General features: G+C 60.5%; 20 protein-coding genes. 9 read left to right on the top strand and 11 right to left on the bottom strand.

The window, feature by feature from the left end; translation table 11 throughout:
• Nucleotides 1-33 precede the first annotated feature (33 nt).
• Nucleotides 34-189 (bottom strand): hypothetical protein, encoded by a 156-nt coding sequence (locus ACW9HX_RS07825; RefSeq protein ID WP_007911192.1) that lies wholly within the window; start codon nt 187-189, stop codon nt 34-36.
• A gap of 197 nt (nt 190-386) precedes the next feature.
• Between ACW9HX_RS07825 and ACW9HX_RS07830 the strand changes: the two genes are divergently transcribed.
• On the top strand, nt 387-839 hold the full coding sequence (locus ACW9HX_RS07830) for an EVE domain-containing protein (RefSeq protein WP_457380147.1): 453 nt from the start codon (nt 387-389) through the stop codon (nt 837-839).
• Between the two features lie 138 nt (nt 840-977).
• Here ACW9HX_RS07830 and ACW9HX_RS07835 read toward each other — a convergent pair whose 3' ends face one another.
• The gene (locus ACW9HX_RS07835) at nt 978-1,385 is read right to left on the bottom strand and encodes a flagellar basal body-associated protein FliL (RefSeq protein ID WP_177482361.1); all 408 of its coding nucleotides are present in this window, start codon (nt 1,383-1,385) and stop codon (nt 978-980) included.
• 150 nt (nt 1,386-1,535) lie between these two features.
• On the opposite strand from ACW9HX_RS07835, the gene ACW9HX_RS07840 reads away from it, so the two are divergent.
• Nucleotides 1,536-2,513, top strand: a complete 978-nt coding sequence (locus ACW9HX_RS07840) for an NADPH:quinone oxidoreductase family protein (protein WP_457380148.1) — start codon at nt 1,536-1,538, stop codon at nt 2,511-2,513.
• A 15-nt stretch (nt 2,514-2,528) separates the two neighbouring features.
• Here ACW9HX_RS07840 and ACW9HX_RS07845 read toward each other — a convergent pair whose 3' ends face one another.
• A complete protein-coding gene (locus tag ACW9HX_RS07845; protein WP_457380149.1) occupies nt 2,529-3,161 on the bottom strand; it encodes a flagellar basal body-associated protein FliL in 633 nt (210 codons plus the stop codon).
• A gap of 225 nt (nt 3,162-3,386) precedes the next feature.
• Between ACW9HX_RS07845 and glpT the strand changes: the two genes are divergently transcribed.
• Entirely contained in the window at nt 3,387-4,736 is a 1,350-nt protein-coding gene (glpT, locus tag ACW9HX_RS07850; protein WP_457380150.1) for a glycerol-3-phosphate transporter, read from the top strand.
• Here the strand turns inward: glpT and ACW9HX_RS07855 are convergent.
• Complete coding sequence (locus ACW9HX_RS07855) at nt 4,712-5,380, bottom strand: gamma-glutamylcyclotransferase (protein ID WP_085708964.1); 669 nt, start codon at nt 5,378-5,380, stop codon at nt 4,712-4,714. The two genes, glpT and ACW9HX_RS07855, sit on opposite strands and share 25 nt — an antisense overlap.
• A gap of 355 nt (nt 5,381-5,735) precedes the next feature.
• Here ACW9HX_RS07855 and ACW9HX_RS07860 point away from each other — a divergent pair, with 355 nt between their 5' ends.
• Entirely contained in the window at nt 5,736-6,212 is a 477-nt protein-coding gene (locus tag ACW9HX_RS07860; RefSeq protein WP_457380151.1) for a sn-glycerol-3-phosphate transporter, read from the top strand.
• 16 nt (nt 6,213-6,228) lie between these two features.
• Here ACW9HX_RS07860 and ACW9HX_RS07865 read toward each other — a convergent pair whose 3' ends face one another.
• The 6 genes from ACW9HX_RS07865 to ACW9HX_RS07890 all read right to left on the bottom strand — a co-directional run bounded on the left by ACW9HX_RS07865 (nt 6,229) and on the right by ACW9HX_RS07890 (nt 13,594).
• Entirely contained in the window at nt 6,229-7,197 is a 969-nt protein-coding gene (locus ACW9HX_RS07865) for a CDP-6-deoxy-delta-3,4-glucoseen reductase (RefSeq protein WP_457380152.1), read from the bottom strand.
• Complete coding sequence (gene ubiD, locus ACW9HX_RS07870; RefSeq protein WP_007951823.1) at nt 7,197-8,663, bottom strand: 4-hydroxy-3-polyprenylbenzoate decarboxylase; 1,467 nt, start codon at nt 8,661-8,663, stop codon at nt 7,197-7,199. The genes ACW9HX_RS07865 and ubiD overlap by 1 nt, the downstream gene beginning before the upstream one ends.
• Nucleotides 8,664-8,732: 69 nt before the next feature.
• Nucleotides 8,733-10,730 carry an acyltransferase family protein gene (locus tag ACW9HX_RS07875; RefSeq protein ID WP_457380153.1) on the bottom strand — a complete coding sequence of 666 codons (1,998 nt, stop codon included), beginning with the start codon at nt 10,728-10,730 and terminating at the stop codon, nt 8,733-8,735.
• A gap of 196 nt (nt 10,731-10,926) precedes the next feature.
• Nucleotides 10,927-12,186, bottom strand: a complete 1,260-nt coding sequence (gene rho, locus ACW9HX_RS07880; RefSeq protein WP_003229334.1) for a transcription termination factor Rho — start codon at nt 12,184-12,186, stop codon at nt 10,927-10,929.
• Nucleotides 12,187-12,436: 250 nt separating this feature from the next.
• Nucleotides 12,437-12,766 carry a thioredoxin TrxA gene (gene trxA, locus ACW9HX_RS07885; protein WP_003206727.1) on the bottom strand — a complete coding sequence of 110 codons (330 nt, stop codon included), beginning with the start codon at nt 12,764-12,766 and terminating at the stop codon, nt 12,437-12,439.
• 120 nt (nt 12,767-12,886) lie between these two features.
• A complete protein-coding gene (locus ACW9HX_RS07890) occupies nt 12,887-13,594 on the bottom strand; it encodes a FadR/GntR family transcriptional regulator (protein ID WP_457380154.1) in 708 nt (235 codons plus the stop codon).
• A gap of 256 nt (nt 13,595-13,850) precedes the next feature.
• On the opposite strand from ACW9HX_RS07890, the gene ACW9HX_RS07895 reads away from it, so the two are divergent.
• From ACW9HX_RS07895 to ppx, 5 genes are all read left to right on the top strand, one after another.
• Nucleotides 13,851-14,636, top strand: a complete 786-nt coding sequence (locus ACW9HX_RS07895) for a transporter substrate-binding domain-containing protein (protein ID WP_457380155.1) — start codon at nt 13,851-13,853, stop codon at nt 14,634-14,636.
• A 21-nt stretch (nt 14,637-14,657) separates the two neighbouring features.
• Nucleotides 14,658-15,338: an amino acid ABC transporter permease gene (locus tag ACW9HX_RS07900; protein WP_457380156.1), complete on the top strand. Its 681-nt coding sequence runs from the start codon at nt 14,658-14,660 to the stop codon at nt 15,336-15,338.
• Nucleotides 15,335-15,985 carry an amino acid ABC transporter permease gene (locus ACW9HX_RS07905; RefSeq protein WP_457380157.1) on the top strand — a complete coding sequence of 217 codons (651 nt, stop codon included), beginning with the start codon at nt 15,335-15,337 and terminating at the stop codon, nt 15,983-15,985. The genes ACW9HX_RS07900 and ACW9HX_RS07905 overlap by 4 nt, the downstream gene beginning before the upstream one ends.
• The gene (locus tag ACW9HX_RS07910) at nt 15,972-16,709 is read left to right on the top strand and encodes an amino acid ABC transporter ATP-binding protein (RefSeq protein ID WP_457380158.1); all 738 of its coding nucleotides are present in this window, start codon (nt 15,972-15,974) and stop codon (nt 16,707-16,709) included. The genes ACW9HX_RS07905 and ACW9HX_RS07910 overlap by 14 nt, the downstream gene beginning before the upstream one ends.
• Before the next feature lie 207 nt (nt 16,710-16,916).
• Complete coding sequence (ppx, locus tag ACW9HX_RS07915) at nt 16,917-18,419, top strand: exopolyphosphatase (protein ID WP_457380159.1); 1,503 nt, start codon at nt 16,917-16,919, stop codon at nt 18,417-18,419.
• A gap of 265 nt (nt 18,420-18,684) precedes the next feature.
• Here the strand turns inward: ppx and ppk1 are convergent, their stop codons facing one another.
• Entirely contained in the window at nt 18,685-20,910 is a 2,226-nt protein-coding gene (ppk1, locus tag ACW9HX_RS07920; protein ID WP_457380160.1) for a polyphosphate kinase 1, read from the bottom strand.
• Nucleotides 20,911-20,925: the final 15 nt, after the last annotated feature.

Below are 20,925 nucleotides of genomic sequence, written 5' to 3' on the forward strand. Positions count from 1 at the left end.
CGCGAGGGATTCAGCGGCGTCGGGAAGACGGTGTCAGCGTTTGAACGCTGTCGACTGCTGTACTTGTTGCGCCACTTCAATGGGAGCATCGGCCTTGTTGGCCCACAGACTTTGCGCATAACCGGTGGTCACGACGCCCAGGCCGAACAAAATCACCAAAGTCCACAGCAAATCCGGTTTGCGTTTCATCGATTGCCCCCCTCAAGGCACATCATCACGATGACAGCAGCGGTTTCCATTCGTAGGCCGTGCAGCAGCGTCAAGCTTTAAAGGCCGGCATTTTGCGACAACGTGAACCTCTGCGCAAATGCTGGCGTCAACCGACTGTCGGTTTGTCATAAAATTGCCCGACAACCTGCCCAATGACCGTTTCAGGAGCACACACCATGGCCTACTGGCTGATGAAATCCGAGCCCGACGAACTTTCGATCAAGGGTCTGGAAAAACTCGGCAAAGCGCGCTGGGACGGGGTGCGCAACTATCAGGCACGCAATTTCCTGCGGGCCATGGCGGTGGGGGATGAGTTCTTTTTCTATCACTCCAGCTGCCCGGAACCGGGCATTGCCGGAATCGGCAAGATTATCGAAGCGGCCTACCCTGACCCGACGGCACTTGAGCCCGAGAGCCACTACTACGACCCGAAAGCCACGCCGGAGAAAAACGCCTGGAGTGCGATCGATGTCGCCCATGTCGAGACGTTTGCCCGGGTGTTGAAGCTGGATTACCTGAAGCAGCAGACGGCACTGGCCGAGATGCCATTGGTGCAGAAGGGCTCGCGGCTGTCGGTGATGCCGGTGACGGCCGAGCAGTGGGCGGCGGTGATGGCGTTGAAACCGTAGAAGGTTGGCGCCGCTGTAAATGCCATCGCGAGCAGGCTCGCTCCCACATTGGATCTTTGTTGAATCACAACGTTGTGATCAACATAAATCCTGTGGGAGCGAGCCTGCTCGCGATCAGACCCGCCCGGACAGCAGTTGTTATTGAATGATCAGGTTGTTGAACAACAGATCCTCGACCACCGGTTTGCCGGTCTCGTCATTCATCACTTGTTGAGTCTGCTTCAACGCTTCCTGACGCAGCTTTTCCTTGCCCTCGATGCTGCCCATCGCTTCGGTGGTCTGCTGGGTAAACAGCGCCACCAGTTGATTGCGGATCAGCGGCTCGTTGGCCTTGACCAGTTTGGTCGCCTCGTCCCCCGTCACTCGCAACGCTACGTCGGCCTTGTAGACCTTGAGCTTCGGCGTACCGTCCAGCCCGTAGTTGCCCACGAACGGCGGGCTCAGGGTGATGTAGTTGACCTTCGGCGCCTCGCCTTCTTTGGCTTCTTCGGCCAGCGCTGCCACAGGCAGAGACAGGGCCAGCAACAACATGATCCACGCTTTCACAATTCGCTCCTTATCCGGTTTGCGGCCTAGCATAACGACCCGCCGCGCAAGCACAAGCTTATGGCGGACTATCAGGGCCGGGCATGCTCGTTGACCCGTTGACTGCCACACCTACACTTATCGGCCATCACTCCCAAAGGAATAGCCCTGATGAAAGCCGTGCTGTGCAAAGCCTTCGGCCCTGCCGAATCGCTGGTGCTGGAAGACGTCGCCAGCCCTGTCGCGAAGAAGAATGAAATCCTGCTGGACGTGCACGCCGCCGGGGTCAACTTCCCGGACACGCTGATCATCGAGGGCAAGTACCAGTTCAAGCCGCCCTTCCCGTTTTCCCCGGGTGGCGAAGCCTCTGGCGTGGTCAGCGCGGTGGGTGAAAAGGTCAGCCATTTGAAAGTCGGCGACCGGGTCATGGCCCTGACCGGCTGGGGCAGCTTCGCCGAGCAGGTCGCTGTACCGGGCTATAACGTGCTGCCGATTCCACCGTCGATGGATTTCAACACTGCCGCCGCGTTCAGCATGACCTACGGCACTTCGATGCACGCGCTCAAGCAACGCGGCAACCTGCAACCGGGCGAAACCCTGCTGGTACTCGGTGCCTCCGGCGGCGTCGGGCTCGCGGCCGTGGAGATCGGCAAAGCCATGGGCGCCCGGGTGATCGCGGCCGCCAGCAGCGCCGAGAAGCTTGCCGTGGCCAAGGCCGCCGGTGCCGACGAACTGATCAACTACAGCGAAACCAGCCTCAAGGACGAGATCAAGCGCCTGACCGACGGCCAGGGCGCCGACGTGATTTACGATCCGGTCGGCGGCGACCTGTTCGACCAGGCTATCCGCGCCATCGCCTGGAACGGCCGCCTGCTGGTGGTCGGCTTCGCCAGTGGCCGCATCCCCGAACTGCCGGTCAACCTCGCGCTGCTCAAGGGCGCGGCCGTGCTCGGTGTGTTCTGGGGCTCCTTCGCCCAACGCCAGCCACAGGACAACGCAGCGAACTTCCAGCAATTGTTCGGCTGGTTTGCCGAGGGCAAGCTGAAGCCGCTGGTGTCGCAGGTGTATCCGCTGAGCAAGGCGGCGCAGGCGATCAATGATCTAGGGCAGCGCAAGGCTGTGGGTAAGGTTGTGGTGCAGGTGCGCTGAAGCACCTAAGAGCCGTCATTTGTTGCCGGGCAAATCCTCAGCATCGCCCGGCAACAGATGCTCCTGAACCTTCCGGCTGCTGGCCTTGATGATCCGGCCCTTGTCGTCGAAACGCAGGACAATCAGCCAGTCGTAAACCTCGTCCGGCCACTTCTTCTGCCCCATCAGTGCCGTACTGTCGCCGCCGAACGCTTGAATCAGGTGGTTGATATGGCCGTGGTGCCAGGCGATCAGGATGGTCGGCGCCTGATTGCTCTTGCGCAGCAGTTTGACCAGTTCGTGGGCATCGTTATTGATGTAAGGCTGTTCGACAGACAGGTTCAGGCGTTCGGCCAGCGGGGTCAGGGTCAGGCGCGAGCGGGAACTCACCGGGCTGTCGCCGGCGGCAATCAGTCGTTCCGGAGTGAGCGTCTGGCCATCCAGTTTCAACGGATTGAAATAGTCGACGTAGGCGCGAGCTCTTTCTTCGCCCCGGGCATTGAGTACCGTCCCCTCAGTCGGCTTTTCCGCATGGCGGATGATCAGCACCGTGGCATTGCGCAAACCGGACTGGGCAGGGTGATCGGCGTAAATCAATGTCAGCGCCGCAACGACGATAACCGCCGCCGCCAATAATCGGCGCACTAACATGCGAACCCTCAAAGCCATCATTCATCTCTGCAGAACAGTCGGTCGACGGATCGCGAGTCTAAGCCACCCCATGTTCACAAGTAGTGAAAACGCCCCGTTCTTACAGCTGAGCGACAGGTTCGTAAAAGAACGTGCGACTTCCAACATTTTCTGCTGTTTTGCCGATGCGAACCGGTGCTATTTTCGGTAACGAAACTGTAACATTCGCATCCGCAGTCAAAACAAGAAATTTGGAGCTCTTGAATGTTTGCTTTCTTTCGACCTGCCGCACATCAGGCTCCATTGCCTGAAGAAAAAATAGACAGTACTTACCGACGCCTGCGCTGGCAGATCTTCGCCGGTATCTTCTTTGGCTACGCGGGTTACTACCTGCTGCGCAAAAACTTCTCCCTGGCCATGCCGTACCTGATCGACGAGGGTTACACCCGCGGCGAGCTGGGTCTGGCGATGTCGGCCATCGCTATCGCCTACGGTCTGTCCAAGTTCCTCATGGGCCTGGTCTCCGACCGTTCCAACCCGCGCTACTTCCTGCCCTTCGGCCTGCTGGTCTCGGCGGGGGTGATGTTCATTTTCGGTTTCGCGCCCTGGGCAACGTCCAGCGTGACCATGATGTTCATCCTGCTGTTCATCAACGGCTGGGCCCAGGGAATGGGCTGGCCGCCGAGCGGTCGGACCATGGTGCACTGGTGGTCGCAGAAGGAACGTGGTGGCGTGGTGTCCGTGTGGAACGTGGCGCACAACGTCGGTGGCGGCCTGATCGGCCCGCTGTTCCTGATCGGCATGGGCCTGTTCAACGACTGGCACTCGGCATTCTACGTGCCGGCGGCGGTAGCCCTGGCGGTGGCGGCGTTTGCCTTCATCACCATGCGTGACACCCCGCAGTCGGTCGGCCTGCCGCCGATCGAGAAGTACAAGAACGACTACCCGGAAGGCTACGACGCCAGCCACGAAGACGAATTCAGCGCCAAGGAAATCTTCGTCAAATACGTGCTGCGCAACAAAATGCTCTGGTACATCGCTTTGGCCAACGTCTTCGTCTACCTGCTGCGCTACGGCGTGCTGGACTGGGCACCGACCTACCTCAAGGAAGCCAAGCACTTCGACGTCGACAAGACTTCGTGGGCCTACTTCTTCTACGAGTGGGCGGGTATCCCGGGCACGCTGCTGTGCGGCTGGATGTCGGACAAGATCTTCCGTGGCAACCGTGGCCTGACCGGCATGGTATTCATGGCCCTGGTAACCGTCGCAACGCTGGTTTACTGGCTGAACCCGGCCGGCAACCCGACCATCGACATGATCGCGCTGTTCTCGATCGGCTTCCTGATCTACGGCCCGGTGATGCTGATCGGCCTGCAAGCGCTGGAACTGGCGCCGAAGAAAGCCGCCGGTACTGCGGCGGGCTTCACCGGCCTGTTCGGTTATCTGGGTGGTTCGGTCGCGGCCAGTGCTGCGATGGGCTACACCGTGGACCATTTCGGCTGGGATGGCGGTTTCGTGCTGCTGGTGGGCGCTTGCCTGCTGTCGATGGCCTTCCTGGCCCCGACGCTGTGGCACAAGCAAGTCGCCAGTCAGAGCCGCGAAGCCGTTGCCTGATCGGCTTTTGACTTGCAGCGCTTGAGCCGCGCCTCCAGATTCCGGTCTGGCATGGCGTGGCTGCGCAGGGCGTGGGCGGTCTGCTCGACATAATCGCGAGTGGTGCCGTAACGCCCGCAAGCGCTTTCGAACACCTGGCTCAGCACATGATCCGGCAAGTTGCCGGCGTAGCTGGGCAGGTGTCGCTCCAATACAAATCCCAGCGCCTGTACCTGGCTGCCATCTTCGAGACGGCAGTTGAGCCAGTGTGGGCGATAGGACGGGAACGGCATCTCGCGTTTCCACAGCGCATACAGCGCACTGTCGAGGTTGTCTTCCGGCAACCGGTAGGCAAAGCCGCTGCACGAGCCGCCGCGATCCAGACCGAACACCAGCCCCGGCATTTCCGGTGTGCCGCGATGTTCGTGGGACCACAGGTACAAACCACGATGGTAGCCATGCACCCGCCCGCGCACGCGCTCCACTGCCGAACACTCCGGCCGCCAGATCAACGACCCGTAGGCGAACAGCCACACCGGCCCGCCCTTGTGGCGTGCCATGGTCGATTGCATGGAAGCGAGAAGTTGTTCGTGAGTCAGCTGCGGCCCCAGGTCGAGCCGCGGAGGGTAAGCCAGATTCAGAAAAGCAGATTCAATGGCTGTCATGACGGAAGTATTCGGCCCCGCAAGTATTACAAGATGTAAGCACAATTCGCTTGATAGAACATATAGCAGTAACTGTAAAACGAAAAGTGCTAAAGGATGTATGACACCTTTGATAGCGCTAATTCGGGGTTATCCGCGAGGGCTATCTTGTTTGATATAGCCTAATACCATTGCGCAGATATCTTAAATACCCGAATGAAATATCGTTAAGCCCTCTCTTCGTTCAGGTTTCGTTCATGAAGTCTCGGGATTTTTCCTACTAAAATTTCGGACTTTCCATATTTACCGTCGCTGAACGCCTACGTACAACGGCTTTCCTCTGGCGCAAGCCAACCCGTTCAACCGAGGCTGCACGATGAACACACCAAGGCTTTTGGCCGCACTTTTATTGATTCAGACCGGCCAGGCACTGGCCGCCGATGATTCGCAAGAGGACAAGGGTTTCTGGTATGCACAGACCAGTGTCTATACCAAACATTACTCACCCGACCCCGAACACAACAATCATCAGGACTTGATCGGCATTGAACGCAATCAGGCTTCGGGCTGGGTATTTGGCGGGGCAACTTTCCGTAACTCGTTCCGCCAGCGCTCCAATTACGCCTATGCCGGCAAGCGCTTCGACAGTGCCGAATATCCGGTGTACGTGAAACTCACGGGCGGATTGCTGCAGGGTTATCGGGGTGACTACAAGGACAAAATCCCGCTCAATCACTTCGGCGTTGCACCGGTGATCATTCCGTCGGTCGGTACCCACTATGGCCCGCTGGGCGCCGAGCTGGTTTTTCTCGGCGCCAATGCGGCCATGGTGACAACGGGCGTACGCTTCTAAAGCGACTCTGACAGGCTCAAGAGCGCGGCGCGTACGCAAATACGTCGGCGCGCATCTGGTGAGCATCCATCCCGGCTTCCACCAGCGCATCCAGGGTGCCGTAGACCATGGCCGGCGAACCGCTGGCATAGACGTGCAAGGGTTTCAGATCCGGGAAATCCTCGCACACCGCCTCATGCAACATCCCGCAGCGCCCTTCCCAGCCGCACTGGTCACTGACGACTTTGTGCAGGAACAGGTTGGGCAGCTTCAGCCATTCGTCCCAATGCTCGATTTCATAGAAATCTTCCGGACGACGCACGCCCCAGTACAAATGCACCGGATGCTTGAAACCGTTGGCCCGGCAATGTTCGATCAGGCTGTGAATCTGGCCCATGCCGGTGCCGGCGGCAATCAGCACCAGCGGCCCGTCCGGCAATTCCGCGAGGTGGGTGTCGCCGAACGGCAGCTCGACCCGCACCATCGAATTGCGCTGCAGTTGTTCGATCAGGTTCAGGGCACTGGCTTCACGGGCCAGCACATGGATTTCCAGGTCTCGACCGCCGTGGGGCGCCGAGGCCATGGAAAAGGCTGACTTCTCGCCGCTCTCGCGTTCGATCATCAGGTACTGGCCGGCGTGATAACGCGGCGGCTTGCCGGCCGGCGCCCGCAGGCGCACGCGCCAGGTATCGCCACCGACGTCCCGGCATTCGATGACCTGACACGACAGGCTGCGCACCGGCAGTTCTCCCAGCGCGAGCACGCCATCCCACAGCAGGATGCAGTCTTCCAGCGGCTGCGCTATGCAAGTGTAGAACTCGCCGTGGTCATGCACCTTGCCGGCCTGTTCGACCCGACCTTCCACCAGCAGCGCTGCGCACACGTGACAATTGCCGTTGCGGCAGCTTTGCGGGCATTCGTAGCCCAGGCGCCGCGCACCATCGAGAATCCGCTCCCCGGGCCGTATCTCAAGCACCGCTCCGGAGGGCTGCAGGGTTACACGCATCAATCTATTCCTAACTGATTCCAGATGGCATCGATTCGCTGGGTGACGGCGTCGTCCTTGACGATGACGCGGCCCCACTCGCGAGTGGTTTCACCCGGCCACTTGTGGGTGGCATCCAGGCCCATCTTCGAGCCGAGACCCGACACCGGCGAGGCGAAGTCGAGGTAGTCGATCGGCGTGTTGTCGATCATCACCGTGTCGCGCTTGGGGTCCATGCGCGTGGTGATGGCCCAGATCACGTCGTTCCAGTCCCGCGCGTTGATATCGTCGTCGGTGACGATAACGAACTTGGTGTACATGAACTGTCGCAAAAACGACCAGACACCCAGCATCACGCGCTTGGCGTGGCCCGGATACGACTTCTTCATCGTCACCACGGCCATGCGGTACGAGCAGCCTTCGGGCGGCAGGTAGAAGTCGGTGATTTCCGGGAACTGCTTTTGCAGGATCGGCACGAACACTTCGTTCAGTGCCACGCCGAGGATCGCCGGCTCATCCGGCGGACGGCCGGTGTAGGTGCTGTGGTAGATCGGTTTGATCCGGTGAGTGATGCGCTCGACGGTGAACACCGGGAAGCTGTCGACTTCGTTGTAGTAGCCGGTGTGGTCGCCGTAAGGGCCTTCATCGGCCATCTCGCCCGGATGGATCACGCCTTCAAGGATGATTTCGGCAGTCGCCGGCACTTGCAGGTCATTGCCACGGCACTTCACCAGTTCCGTGCGACTGTCGCGCAGCAGACCGGCGAAAGCGTATTCGGAGAGGCTGTCCGGCACCGGGGTAACGGCGCCAAGAATGGTCGCCGGATCCGCGCCGAGGGCCACGGACACCGGGAACGGCTGGCCCGGATGTTTTTCGCACCACTCGCGAAAATCCAGCGCGCCACCACGGTGGCTGAGCCAGCGCATGATGACCTTGTTGCGGCCGATCACTTGCTGACGGTAGATGCCGAGGTTCTGCCGATCCTTGTTCGGGCCTTTGGTGACGGTCAGGCCCCAGGTGATCAGCGGCGCCACGTCGCCCGGCCAGCAGGTCTGCACCGGCAGCATCGCCAGATCAACGTCATCGCCTTCGATGACCACTTCCTGGCACGGCGCGTCTTTGACGACTTTCGGCGCCATCGCAATGATCTTGCGGAAGATCGGCAGCTTCGACCACGCGTCCTTCAAGCCCTTCGGCGGCTCCGGCTCCTTGAGGAACGCCAGCAGCTTGCCGATTTCGCGCAGTTCGCTGACCGACTCGGCGCCCATGCCCATGGCCACCCGCTCGGGCGTGCCGAACAGGTTGCCAAGCACCGGAATGTCGTAGCCGGTCGGTTTCTCGAACAGTAGCGCCGGGCCCTTGGCCCGCAGGGTGCGGTCACACACCTCAGTCATTTCCAGCACCGGCGAGACGGGAATCTGGATGCGTTTCAACTCTCCGCGCTGCTCAAGCTGCTGCACGAAATCCCGAAGATCCTTGAATTTCATTGACGATGGCACCCTCAAAATAGGCGTACATCCTACCTGCTATGCCGGCCTGTGGCAGCCTGTCGCTGCTTACTTGGCTGCATTCACCTGGCCTTTTGCGAGTTTTCCCCCGGCCTGCAGCCCCACAAACAATGGTTCGAGGATCGGTGCCACGAAACGCGCGCCGACTTCCGACAGGTGATTGTCATCGGTGTACAGGGAATAACCATCCAGCTCGGCGCGGCACAGACCGCTTGCATCACACAGCCGTGGTGCCGGGTCGACCACCCGCACCATCGGGTCCTTTGCCAATCGGGCGAACAACTGGCTGATGAATGCCTGGCGCTTGTGGTGCTCAGCCACGGACAGACCGACGCCATCCACCGGATGATCGAGCATCGCCAGTCGCGTCAATCGATAGGGTGGACTGAACGGCTGCAACGGCGCCTCTTTCACCAGCCAGACCCGATGCCCACCGGCGCGCAGTTGCGCAATCCGTGCACGCAAACCCTCGGCCAGGCGCTGCTCGGCTGCGGCGCGGTCGTACTTACCGTCGGGCGTCCTCAGTACATGTCCGAGATCCCCCCTGGCATCGCCATACAGATAGAGACTCCAGCGCGCGACCAACACCACATCGCTGACGCGCCGCGCACTCAAGCCCTGCTCGACCCTTCGGTTGAAGCGCGCACAAACACCGTCATGCTCCAGCCCTTCAACCGGGATGCAACCGGGAGAGCTGGCGAGAATCACGCTGACGCCGTGGGCTTTTGCGCCATCATCGAACACCGGAATCAGCGCCGTAGCGTGGCTGTCACCCCAGACCATCGCCTGGGTCGGCAGGTTTGCCTCGCCGTAATGACAGAACAGCTTGTCGTCTGGAGTCTTGTCGTCCGCCAGACAGGCCATCAATTCCGGGCGCCACTCTCGACCCTTGGCGTATTGCAGTGCCTGCTCGGACAGGCGCCATGGCAGGCCATCGGTCCAGCGCAGGGCCTGCCCGGCCAGGCCGAGCACCAGAATGCCGCAGAAACCGGCCAGCAGAATCTGTCGGCGACCGGAGAGCAAACGACGTTCACGGAACGGCGTCTCAACGAACTTCCAGGACAGATAACCCAGCACCAGCGTCAGCAGGATCAGACCCGCGATATCCAGCGCGCCCGGATCCTCGACGCTGGCATAGCTGGAAAACACGAACACCGGCCAATGCCACAAGTACCAGGAATAGGAAATCAGGCCGAGGCCGACCATCATTCGACTGCTCAATAATCGACCAATCAGCGTTTCTCGATGACCGTTGGCCAGGATCAGCGCAACCACACCCAACACGGGTAGCAGCGCGGCGACACCGGGGAACGGCGTGCTTTTGTCGTACCCGAACACGGCCAGCAGGATCAGTCCCATGCCGAGCAGGCTCAACCACTGCGCGGCCATCGGCTTGAGCCGCCACGCATGCCGGGGCGCTACGGCGAGCATCGCACCGGCCAGCAGCTCCCACGCCCGCATCGGCAACAGAAAGAAAGCTTTCTCCGGATGCTGATTGACCGCCCACACGCTAAGCCCGAAAGACAGCAGCAGCACGCCGAACAGCGCCAGCCTCCAGTGTTTCAGGCGGCTCGACAGCAAGGTCAGCACCAGCGGGAAGAGGATGTAGAACTGCTCCTCCACCGCCAGCGACCAGGTGTGCAGCAACGGTTTGAGATCAGAAGCAACATCGAAATAGCCGTCCTGACGCATGAACAGGATGTTCGAGACGAAGGTCACCTGATAGCGCACCGAACGCCCGAGTTCTTCGTAATCCTTGGGAGCCAGCAGGAACCAGCCCACCGCCAGCACCGCAATGATCATCGCAAACAGCGCCGGCAGAATCCGCCGGGCGCGTCGGGCCCAGAACTCGACGAAACTGAAGCGCCCGGCCTGACGCTGATTCCAGATGATCGAGGTGATCAGGTAGCCGGAAATCACGAAAAACACGTCCACACCGACGAACCCGCCGGTAAACCCAGGGACGCCAAAGTGGAACAGCACCACGGCAATCACCGCGACTGCGCGTAAACCGTCGATATCCCTTCGATAAGCGAGTGTGCTCATAAATCTTTAATGCCAATCATGTGGTTGTTTTTTGTACAGCTTGCGCACCTGTTGTGAAGATGCCGACGGACGCTGTTTCTTGTTGCGCCAACCCAATGACCTTAGCCGACTGAAAACCTCCCATTGTTTGAGCAAAAAACAGGCAAAAAAAATGGCGTCCCTGAGGGACGCCACTTTTCGGACTCGACCGACGATGTTACTTGCGCTTCATCGACAGGAAGAACTCGTCGTTGGTCTTGGTCGTTTTCAACTTGTCGACCAGGAACTCGATGGCAGCCACTTCGTCCATCGGGTGCAACAGCTTGCGCAGAATCCACATACGCTGCAGTTCGTCGTCGGCCGTCAGCAACTCCTCGCGGCGGGTGCCGGAACGGTTGATGTTGATGGCAGGGAACACGCGCTTCTCGGCGATCTTGCGATCCAGAGGCAGTTCCATGTTGCCGGTACCCTTGAACTCTTCGTAGATCACTTCGTCCATCTTCGAGCCGGTTTCAACCAGCGCGGTGGCGATAATGGTCAGCGAGCCGCCCTCTTCGATGTTACGCGCAGCACCGAAGAAACGCTTCGGCTTCTCCAGGGCGTGAGCATCGACACCACCGGTCAGTACCTTGCCGGAGCTCGGGATCACGGTGTTGTAGGCACGGGCCAGACGGGTGATGGAGTCGAGCAGGATCACCACGTCTTTCTTGTGCTCGACCAGGCGCTTGGCCTTCTCGATCACCATTTCAGCCACTTGTACGTGACGGGTCGGCGGCTCGTCGAAGGTCGAGGCAACCACTTCGCCGCGCACGGTGCGCTGCATTTCGGTCACTTCTTCCGGACGTTCGTCGATCAACAGCACGATCAGGTGAACTTCAGGGTTGTTACGAGCGATGTTGGCCGCGATGTTCTGCAGCATGATCGTTTTACCGGCTTTCGGCGGTGCAACGATCAGACCGCGCTGGCCTTTGCCGATCGGGGCGCACAGGTCGATCACTCGACCGGTGAGGTCTTCGGTGGAACCGTTGCCGGCTTCCATCTTCATGCGCACGGTCGGGAACAGCGGGGTCAGGTTCTCGAAGAGAATCTTGTTCTTCGCGTTCTCTGGACGATCGAAGTTGATCGTGTCGACCTTGAGCAGGGCGAAATAACGCTCGCCTTCCTTTGGCGGCCGGATCTTGCCAACGATGGTGTCACCGGTGCGCAGGTTGAAACGGCGGATCTGGCTCGGCGAGACATAGATGTCGTCAGGGCCGGCGAGGTAGGAAGCGTCAGCGGAGCGCAGGAAGCCGAAGCCGTCCTGGAGAATCTCCAGCACGCCATCACCGGAGATTTCCTCACCGCTTTTCGCGTGCTTTTTCAGCAGGGAGAAAATCACGTCCTGCTTGCGCGAACGGGCCATATTTTCTATGCCCATCTGTTCGGCCAATTCGAGCAGTTCGGTAATCGGCTTTTGCTTGAGTTCAGTCAGATTCATATAGGAATGACGTAATCATTTATGGAGGGGGGGAAATTAAGCTTTTGGCTTAATGAGGCCGCGCCGCGGAGAAGGCGACAGGATCGCGTACTTGTTCGAAAAGGAGTGCGTCGGCGACGGCTAGCAGGGGGCAGTGGAGAAACCAGTGCGGGGCCGAATGTACCACCTGAGTTTCGGAGCGTCTAGCCCTGAATACGCAAAAAGCCCCGCAATTTGCGGGGCTTTTTGAGGACAATCTATACCGCGACGCTTAGATGTTGGCGTCGAGGAAAGCAGCCAGTTGCGACTTCGACAGAGCGCCGACCTTGGTCGCTTCCACGTTGCCGTTCTTGAACAGCATCAGGGTTGGAATACCACGTACGCCGTGCTTGGCAGGGGTTTCCTGGTTTTCGTCGATGTTCAGCTTGGCAACGGTCAGCTTGCCTTTGTAAGTCTCTGCAATCTCGTCCAGAACCGGAGCGATCATTTTGCAAGGGCCGCACCATTCAGCCCAGTAGTCGACCAGGACAGCGCCTTCGGCCTTGAGTACGTCGGCTTCGAAGCTAGCGTCGCTAACGTGTTTGATCAGATCGCTGCTCATGGAATTCTCCAGGTTGTAAGCAAAAAAACGTGGCCCATCATAGCCGCCCTTCCCTTGTTCAGGAAGCCGCAGATGATTGAGTCTTGCTATGGCACTCGATGAGTTTGGGTATAGCTCAAGTCAAGCGCTGGCGGGGGCGATGAAGGCAATTCCGGTGCGCAGCGCCGCGTTGCGCACGTGCTCCTGCATGGCTTTCTGCGCGGCAGCGGAAGCCCGGCGGGCCAGGGCGCGGAGGATCTTGCGGTGTTCCTGCCAGGTTTCCATGGCCCGTTCGGCGCGGATGAACGGTAGTTTCTGGCTCTCCAGAAAGATGTCGGCGCTGGCGGTGAGGATGCTCAACATCGCCTGATTGCCGCTGGCCCGCAGGATCCGCCGGTGGAATTCGAAATCCAGTTTCGCCGCGGCGTCGAAGTCACCGACACGCAGTTGTTCGCGCATGGCGGCGACGTTGTCTTCCAGTTCGTCCAGATCAAACGTGCTCAGTGTCACCGCTGCCAGCCCGGCCGCGAACCCTTCCAGCGCGTAGCGCAACTGAAAGATTTCCAGCGGCGAGGCTTGGGCTGCAAACGGCCAGGCCGGCGCGCCCTCCCCACGCGGAAGCTCCACCGGCGACTGCACGAACACCCCCTTGCCCGGCTGGATGCTGACGACACCCAGCGCACTCAAGGACGACAACGCTTCGCGCAACGATGCTCGGCTGACCCCCAACTGCACCGCCAGATCCCGCTGCGAGGGCAGCGCATCGCCCGGGCCGAAGCCCTGCTCGGTAATCAGTTTGCGGATCGCTTGCAGCGCCACTTCGGGTACGGCGCGGGAGATCGAGTTCATGGTTTTCCAGTCGGACCAGGCCAAGGTGCGGCCAGTTGTAAAGCTATTCGAGGCGTCAGGCAAGTCATGCCCCAGCGGGGTTCGGCGGCGCACACCGATGCGCTATCGCAGTGCGAAAACCAACCTGACTGTTCAGACCAGTAAGACCGAACAAACCCGCTAATCCCGTGGCTTTGCGGGGCTAAATCGGCGCTTTGGCACGGCCCATGCTCTGTCCGATCGCAGAATTCACTTCCCGCCGATCCGGAGATTGTCCATGACGAAGCGTTACAGCGCCCTCCTCGCCGCCCTGTTTGCCGGTCTGATGCTGAGCCAGGCCCCCGCCCATGCCGACGGTCTGGACGAGGTGGTCAAACGCGGCACCTTGAAAGTCGCCGTGCCTCAGGACTTCCCGCCGTTCGGCTCGGTCGGCCCGGACATGAAACCCCGCGGCCTGGACATCGACACTGCGAAACTGCTGGCCGACCAGCTCAAGGTCAAACTCGAACTGACCCCGGTCAACAGCACCAACCGCATCCCGTTCCTCACCACCGGCAAGGTCGATCTGGTGATTTCCAGCCTCGGCAAAAACCCCGAGCGCGAGAAAGTCATCGACTTCTCCCGCGCCTACGCACCGTTCTATCTCGCCGTGTTCGGCCCACCGGAAGCAGCTGTCAGCACTTTGGATGACCTCAAGGGCAAGACTATCAGCGTCACCCGTGGCGCCATCGAAGACATCGAGCTGACCAAGGTCGCCCCCGAAGGCGTGACCATCAAGCGTTTCGAAGACAACAACTCGACCATCGCCGCCTACCTCGCAGGCCAGGTCGACCTGATCGCCAGCGGCAACGTGGTGATGGTCGCGATCAGTGAAAAGAGCCCGAAACGCGTGCCGGCGCTGAAAGTGAAGCTCAAGGATTCGCCGGTCTACGTCGGCGTGAACAAGAACGAGCCGGCGCTGCTGGGCAAGGTCAACGAGATCCTGGCCACCGCCAAGGCTGACGGCGCGCTGGAAAAGAACGCGCAGACCTGGCTCAAAGAGCCGCTGCCGGCCGATCTCTGACCGAAGGCGCGAGAAACTGTCATGGCCTATCAGTTCGATTTCTTGCCGGTAGTGGAAAACACCGGCCTGCTGCTGCGCGGGGCGCTGTTCACGCTTGAGCTGACGGCCATCGGGGCGCTGCTCGGGGTTGGCGTGGGTATCGTCGGGGCGCTGGTGCGGGCATGGAACATCCGCCCGTTTTCGACGATCTTCGGCGTTTACGTCGAGTTGATCCGCAACACGCCGTTCCTGGTACAGCTGTTCTTCATCTTCTTCGGCCTGCCGTCCCTCGGCGTGCAGATTTCCGAGTGGCAGGCGGCGGTGCTGGCGATGGTAATCAACCTCGGCGCGTACTCGACCGAAATCATCCGTGCCGGCATCCAGGCAATCCCGCGCGGGCAACTGGAAGCGGCGGCAGCGCTGGCGATGAGCCGTTTCGAAGCGTTTCGCCACGTGGTGCTGCTGCCGGCGCTGGGCAAGGTCTGGCCGGCCCTGAGCAGCCAGATCATCATCGTCATGCTCGGTTCGGCGGTGTGTTCGCAGATCGCCACCGAAGAATTGAGCTTCGCCGCCAACTTCATTCAGTCGCGCAACTTCCGCGCCTTTGAAACCTATGCCCTGACCACCCTCATTTATCTGTGCATGGCGCTGCTGATCCGTCAGTTGCTGAACTGGCTGGGGCGGCGCTACCTGTCGAAAAGCAGCGCAAGGAGCAGCCAATGAGCGACTTCACGTTCTGGGACATACTGCGCAACCTGCTGACCGGCCTGCAGTGGACGCTGGCGTTGTCGCTGGTGGCGTTCATTGGCGGCGGGATGGTCGGGTTGCTGATTCTGGTGATGCGCATTTCGAAAAACACCCTGCCCAGCAGCATCGCCCGTACCTGGATCGAGCTGTTTCAGGGCACGCCGCTGTTGATGCAGTTGTTTCTGGTGTTCTTCGGCGTGGCGCTGGCCGGGGTGGAGATTTCACCGTGGATGGCGGCAGCGATTGCCCTGACGCTGTTCACCAGCGCCTATCTGGCGGAGATCTGGCGCGGTTGCGTCGAGGCGATTCCCAACGGCCAATGGGAAGCTTCGTCGAGCCTGGCGCTCAATCCGCTGGAGCAACTGCGCTACGTCATTCTGCCGCAAGCGCTGCGCATCGCCGTGGCGCCGACGGTGGGTTTCTCGGTGCAAGTCGTCAAAGGCACGGCCGTGACCTCGATCATCGGCTTCACCGAGCTGACCAAGACCGGCGGCATGCTCGCCAACGCTACCTTCGAACCGTTCATGGTCTACGGCCTCGTCGCCGCCGGCTATTTCCTGCTCTGCTACCCCTTGTCCCTCAGTGCGCGCTACCTGGAAAGGAGACTGCATGCCTCTGCTTAGAATTTCCGCCCTGCATAAATACTACGGCGACCATCACGTGCTCAAAGGCATCGACCTGAGCGTCGAGGAAGGCCAGGTGGTGGCGATCATCGGCCGCAGCGGCTCGGGTAAATCCACCCTGCTGCGCACCCTCAACGGCCTGGAATCGATCAACGACGGCGTGATCGAGGTCGACGGCGAATACCTCGATGCTGCCCGCGCCGATCTGCGCAGCCTGCGGCAGAAAGTCGGGATGGTGTTTCAGCAGTTCAACCTGTTCCCGCACCTGACCGTCGGTGAAAACGTGATGCTCGCGCCGCAGGTGGTGCAGAAAGTGCCCAAGGCCAAGGCGCAGGAACTGGCGCGGCAGATGCTGGAGCGCGTCGGTCTGGGAGAGAAATTCGACGCTTTCCCGGATCGCCTCTCGGGTGGTCAGCAACAGCGCGTGGCGATTGCCCGGGCGCTGGCGATGTCGCCCAAGGTGTTGCTGTGCGACGAGATCACTTCGGCGCTGGACCCGGAACTGGTCAACGAAGTGCTCGGCGTGGTCAGGCAACTCGCGAAGGAAGGCATGACGCTGATCATGGTCACCCACGAAATGCGCTTCGCCCGGGAGGTCGGGGACAAACTGGTATTCATGCACCAGGGCAAGGTACACGAGGTGGGCGATCCGAAGGTGTTGTTTGCCGATCCGCAGACGCCGGAGCTGGCGAACTTTATTGGTACGGTGGAAGCGACAGCCTGAAATACTCTCAGCACCGGTAAAGGCCTCATCGCTAGCAGGCTAGCTCCCACAGGGGAGCGCATTTCAATGTGGGAGCTAGCCTGCTAGCGATTGGCCGCGCAGCGGTCACAGACTTTATGCGCTGAATCAAGGGTTTGAACCATGCGCGTTGGCGGCAGCGTTTGATCGTGGCACGATGTCGGGGTTATCGACCGAGACCCCCAGACCATGCCGCAATCCCAAGCCAAGAATCTGTCCCTGATCGCCGCAATCGACCTGGGCTCCAACAGCTTCCACATGGTCGTGGCCAAGGCCCAGAACGGCGAAATCCGTATTCTCGAACGTCTCGGGGAGAAGGTTCAGCTCGCCGCCGGCATCGACGATGAGCGCCATCTCAACGAAGAATCCATGCAACGCGGGCTCGATTGCCTCAAGCGCTTTGCCCAATTGATCAACGGCATGCCGCTGGGCGCCGTGCGAATCGTTGGCACCAACGCCCTGCGCGAAGCCCGCAACCGCCTGGAGTTCATCCACCGCGCCGAAGAAATTCTCGGCCACCCGGTGGAAGTCATCTCCGGCCGTGAAGAGGCGCGCCTGATTTACCTTGGCGTCTCTCACACCCTCGCCGACACCCCGGGCAAACGCCTGGTCGCCGACATCGGCGGCGGCAGTACCGAATTCATCATCGGGCAACGATTCGAACCGTTGTTGCGCGAAAGCCTGCAAATGGGCTGCGTGAGTTTCACCCAGCGCTACTTCAAGGACGGCAAGATCACCCCGGCCCGCTACGCCCAGGCCTACACGGCGGCGCGGCTGGAAATCATGAGCATCGAACACGCCCTGCACCGCCTGACCTGGGATGAAGCCATCGGCTCCTCGGGCACCATCCGCGCCATCGGACTGGCGCTGAAGGCCGGCGGACATGGCACCGGCGAAGTGAACGCCGAAGGCCTGGCGTGGCTCAAGCGTCGCCTGTTCAAACTCGGCGATGTCGACAAGATCGATTTCGAAGGCATCAAGCCGGATCGCCGGGCGATCTTCCCGGCGGGTCTGGCGATTCTTGAAGCAATCTTCGACGCTCTCGAACTGCAACGCATGGATCACTGCGAAGGCGCACTGCGCGAAGGCGTGCTCTACGACCTGCTCGGCCGCCATCATCACGAGGACGTGCGCGAACGCACCCTGACCTCGCTGATGGAGCGTTACCACGTTGACCTGGAACAGGCCGCACGGGTTGAGCGCAAAGCCTTGCATGCGTTCGATCAAGTGGCCGTGGACTGGGAGCTGGACGACGGCATCTGGCGCGAACTGCTGGGCTGGGCGGCGAAAGTGCACGAAGTCGGGCTCGACATCGCTCACTACCATTACCACAAGCATGGCGCTTACCTGATCGAGCACTCGGACCTTGCCGGATTCTCTCGCGAAGACCAGCAAATGCTCGCTCTGCTGGTGCGCGGTCACCGCCGCAACATCCCCAAGGACAAATTTGCCGAGTTCGGCGACGACGGCGACAAGCTGATCCGCCTGTGCGTGCTGCTGCGCTTTGCGATCCTGTTCCACCACATTCGCGGCACCCAGACCATGCCGCAGGTCGCGCTGCATGCCAGCGGCGACAACCTCGACGTGGAGTTCCCGGAGAACTGGCTGGATGAAAACCAGCTGACTCAGGCAGATTTCGCGCTTGAGGCCGAGTGGCTGACGCGGGTGGGGATTGTTCTGACCGTGCACTGAGTAACCGGCAGGCACAAAAAAGGCGATCCTTCGGGATCGCCTTTTTATTGGGTGTTCGGCTGAATTCTAATGGGGTGTTTAAGATCGATCCCCCTCACCCCAGCCCTCTCCCCCAGGGGGGCGAGGGGGAAAGGGAGCCGAATTGTGTGCGTTTCAAATCCTGAGTTCGACTCGATATCTCAGGTCGATGTACCTCGAATATTCAACTCGGTCAGTCCCCTCTCCCTTTGGGAGAGGGCTAGGGTGAGGGTGTGCTTTTAAGCTGTTAGCTGCTCACCGGCAAAATCGGGCTACCCAACCGCTCCAGCAACGTCGCCTGCGCACTGCGCGGGTTCTGATTGCCGGTCGGCGTGTTGCGAATGTAGCGGCCGTCCGACTGAAGGCTCCAGCTGTGGGTGTTGTCGGTCAGGTACAGCTCCAGTTCTTTCTTGACCCGGGTCAGCAGCTTCTTGCCTTCCACCGGGAAGCAAGTCTCGACGCGCTTGTCGAGGTTACGCTCCATCCAGTCGGCGCTGGAAAGGAACATCTGCTCCTCGCCACCGTTGAGGAAGTAGAACACTCGCGTGTGCTCAAGGAAGCGGCCAATGATCGAGCGCACGTGAATGTTGTGCGAAACCCCGGCGATGCCCGGACGCAGGCAGCACATGCCGCGCACCACCAGATCGATGCGCACGCCGGACTGGCTGGCCTTGTACAGCGCGCGGATGATCTTCGGATCGGTCAGCGAGTTGAACTTGGCGATGATGTGCGCCGGCTTGCCGTCGAGCGCGAATTGCGTCTCGCGGGTGATCATGTCGAGCATGCCCTTCTTCAGGGTGAACGGCGCGTGCAGCAACTTCTTCATGCGCAGCGTTTTACCCATGCCGATCAACTGGCTGAACAGTTTGCCGACGTCTTCGCACAACGCGTCGTCGGAGGTCAGCAGGCTGTAGTCGGTGTACAGACGGGCGTTGCCGGCGTGGTAGTTACCGGTGCCGAGGTGCGCGTAACGCACGATCTCGCCCTGCTCGCGGCGCAGGATCAGCATCATCTTGGCGTGGGTCTTGAAACCCACCACGCCGTAGATCACCACCGCACCGGCCGCTTGCAGACGGCTGGCCAGTTGCAGGTTGGATTCTTCGTCGAAGCGCGCGCGCAGTTCGATGACCGCCGTCACTTCCTTGCCGTTACGCGCGGCGTCCACCAGCGCATCGACGATTTCCGAGTTGGCGCCGGAGCGGTACAGGGTCTGACGTACGGCCAGAACGTGCGGGTCTTTGGCGGCCTGGCGCAGCAGGTCGACCACCGGAGTGAACGACTCGAACGGGTGCAGCAACAGGATGTCCTGTTTGCTGACAACGCTGAAAATGTTCTCGCTGTTTTGCAGCAGTTTCGGGATCTGCGGGGTGAAGGGCGTGTATTGCAGCTCCGGATGGCTGTCCAGACCGGTGATGCTGAACAGACGCGTCAGGTTGACCGGACCGTTGACCTGATACAGCTCGGTCTCGCTCAGGTTGAACTGCTTGAGCAGGTAGTCCGACAGGTGTTTCGGGCAAGTGTCAGCGACTTCCAGGCGTACGGCGTCACCGTAACGACGGGAGAACAGCTCGCCACGCAGGGCGCGGGCAAGGTCTTCGACGTCTTCGGAGTCGAGCGCCAGGTCAGCGTTTCGGGTCAGGCGGAACTGGTAGCAGCCCTTTACCTTCATGCCCTGGAACAGGTCGTCGGCGTGAGCGTGGATCATCGACGACAGGAACACATAGTTGTCGCCAGGGCCGCCGACCTCTTCCGGCACCTTGATGATCCGCGGCAACAAACGCGGCGCCGGGATGATCGCCAGACCGGAATCGCGACCGAAGGCGTCGATACCTTCGAGCTCGACGATGAAGTTCAGGCTCTTGTTCACCAGCAACGGGAACGGGTGCGTCGGGTCGAGGCCGATCGGGGTGATGATCGGCGCGATCTCGTCGCGGAAATAACGGCGCACCCAGGTCTTGAGCTTGGTCGTCCAGTTGCGCCGGCGGATGAAGCGCACCTGATGCTTTTCCAGTTCCGGCAGCAGGATGTCGTTGAGGATTGCGTACTGACGGTCTACATGACCGTGCACCAGCTCGCTGATGCGGGCCAGTGCCTGATGCGGTTGCAGGCCGTCGGCGCCAGCCTGTTCACGGGCGAAGGTGATCTGCTTCTTGAGGCCGGCGACGCGAATTTCGAAGAATTCGTCGAGGTTGCTGGAGAAGATCAGCAGGAACTTCAACCGCTCCAGCAATGGATAGGACTCGTCCAGCGCCTGTTCCAGCACGCGGATGTTGAACTGCAGTTGCGACAATTCCCGGTGGATATACAGGCTGCTGTCATCCAGACCGGGGATCGCGATCGCCGGAGCCGCCGCGGCAGGCTCGGTTGCCGGCGCGGGTGGCGCAGGCTCCAGTTCCGGCGGGGTTTCGGTAATCTGCTCGACCACGGGTTGAGCTTCTTTTACGGCAACTTCAGTGAGTCCTTCGGTATTCATCGAATGTTCCTGGGA

The sequence above is a fragment of the Pseudomonas sp. SDO52101_S400 genome (assembly GCF_054071635.1).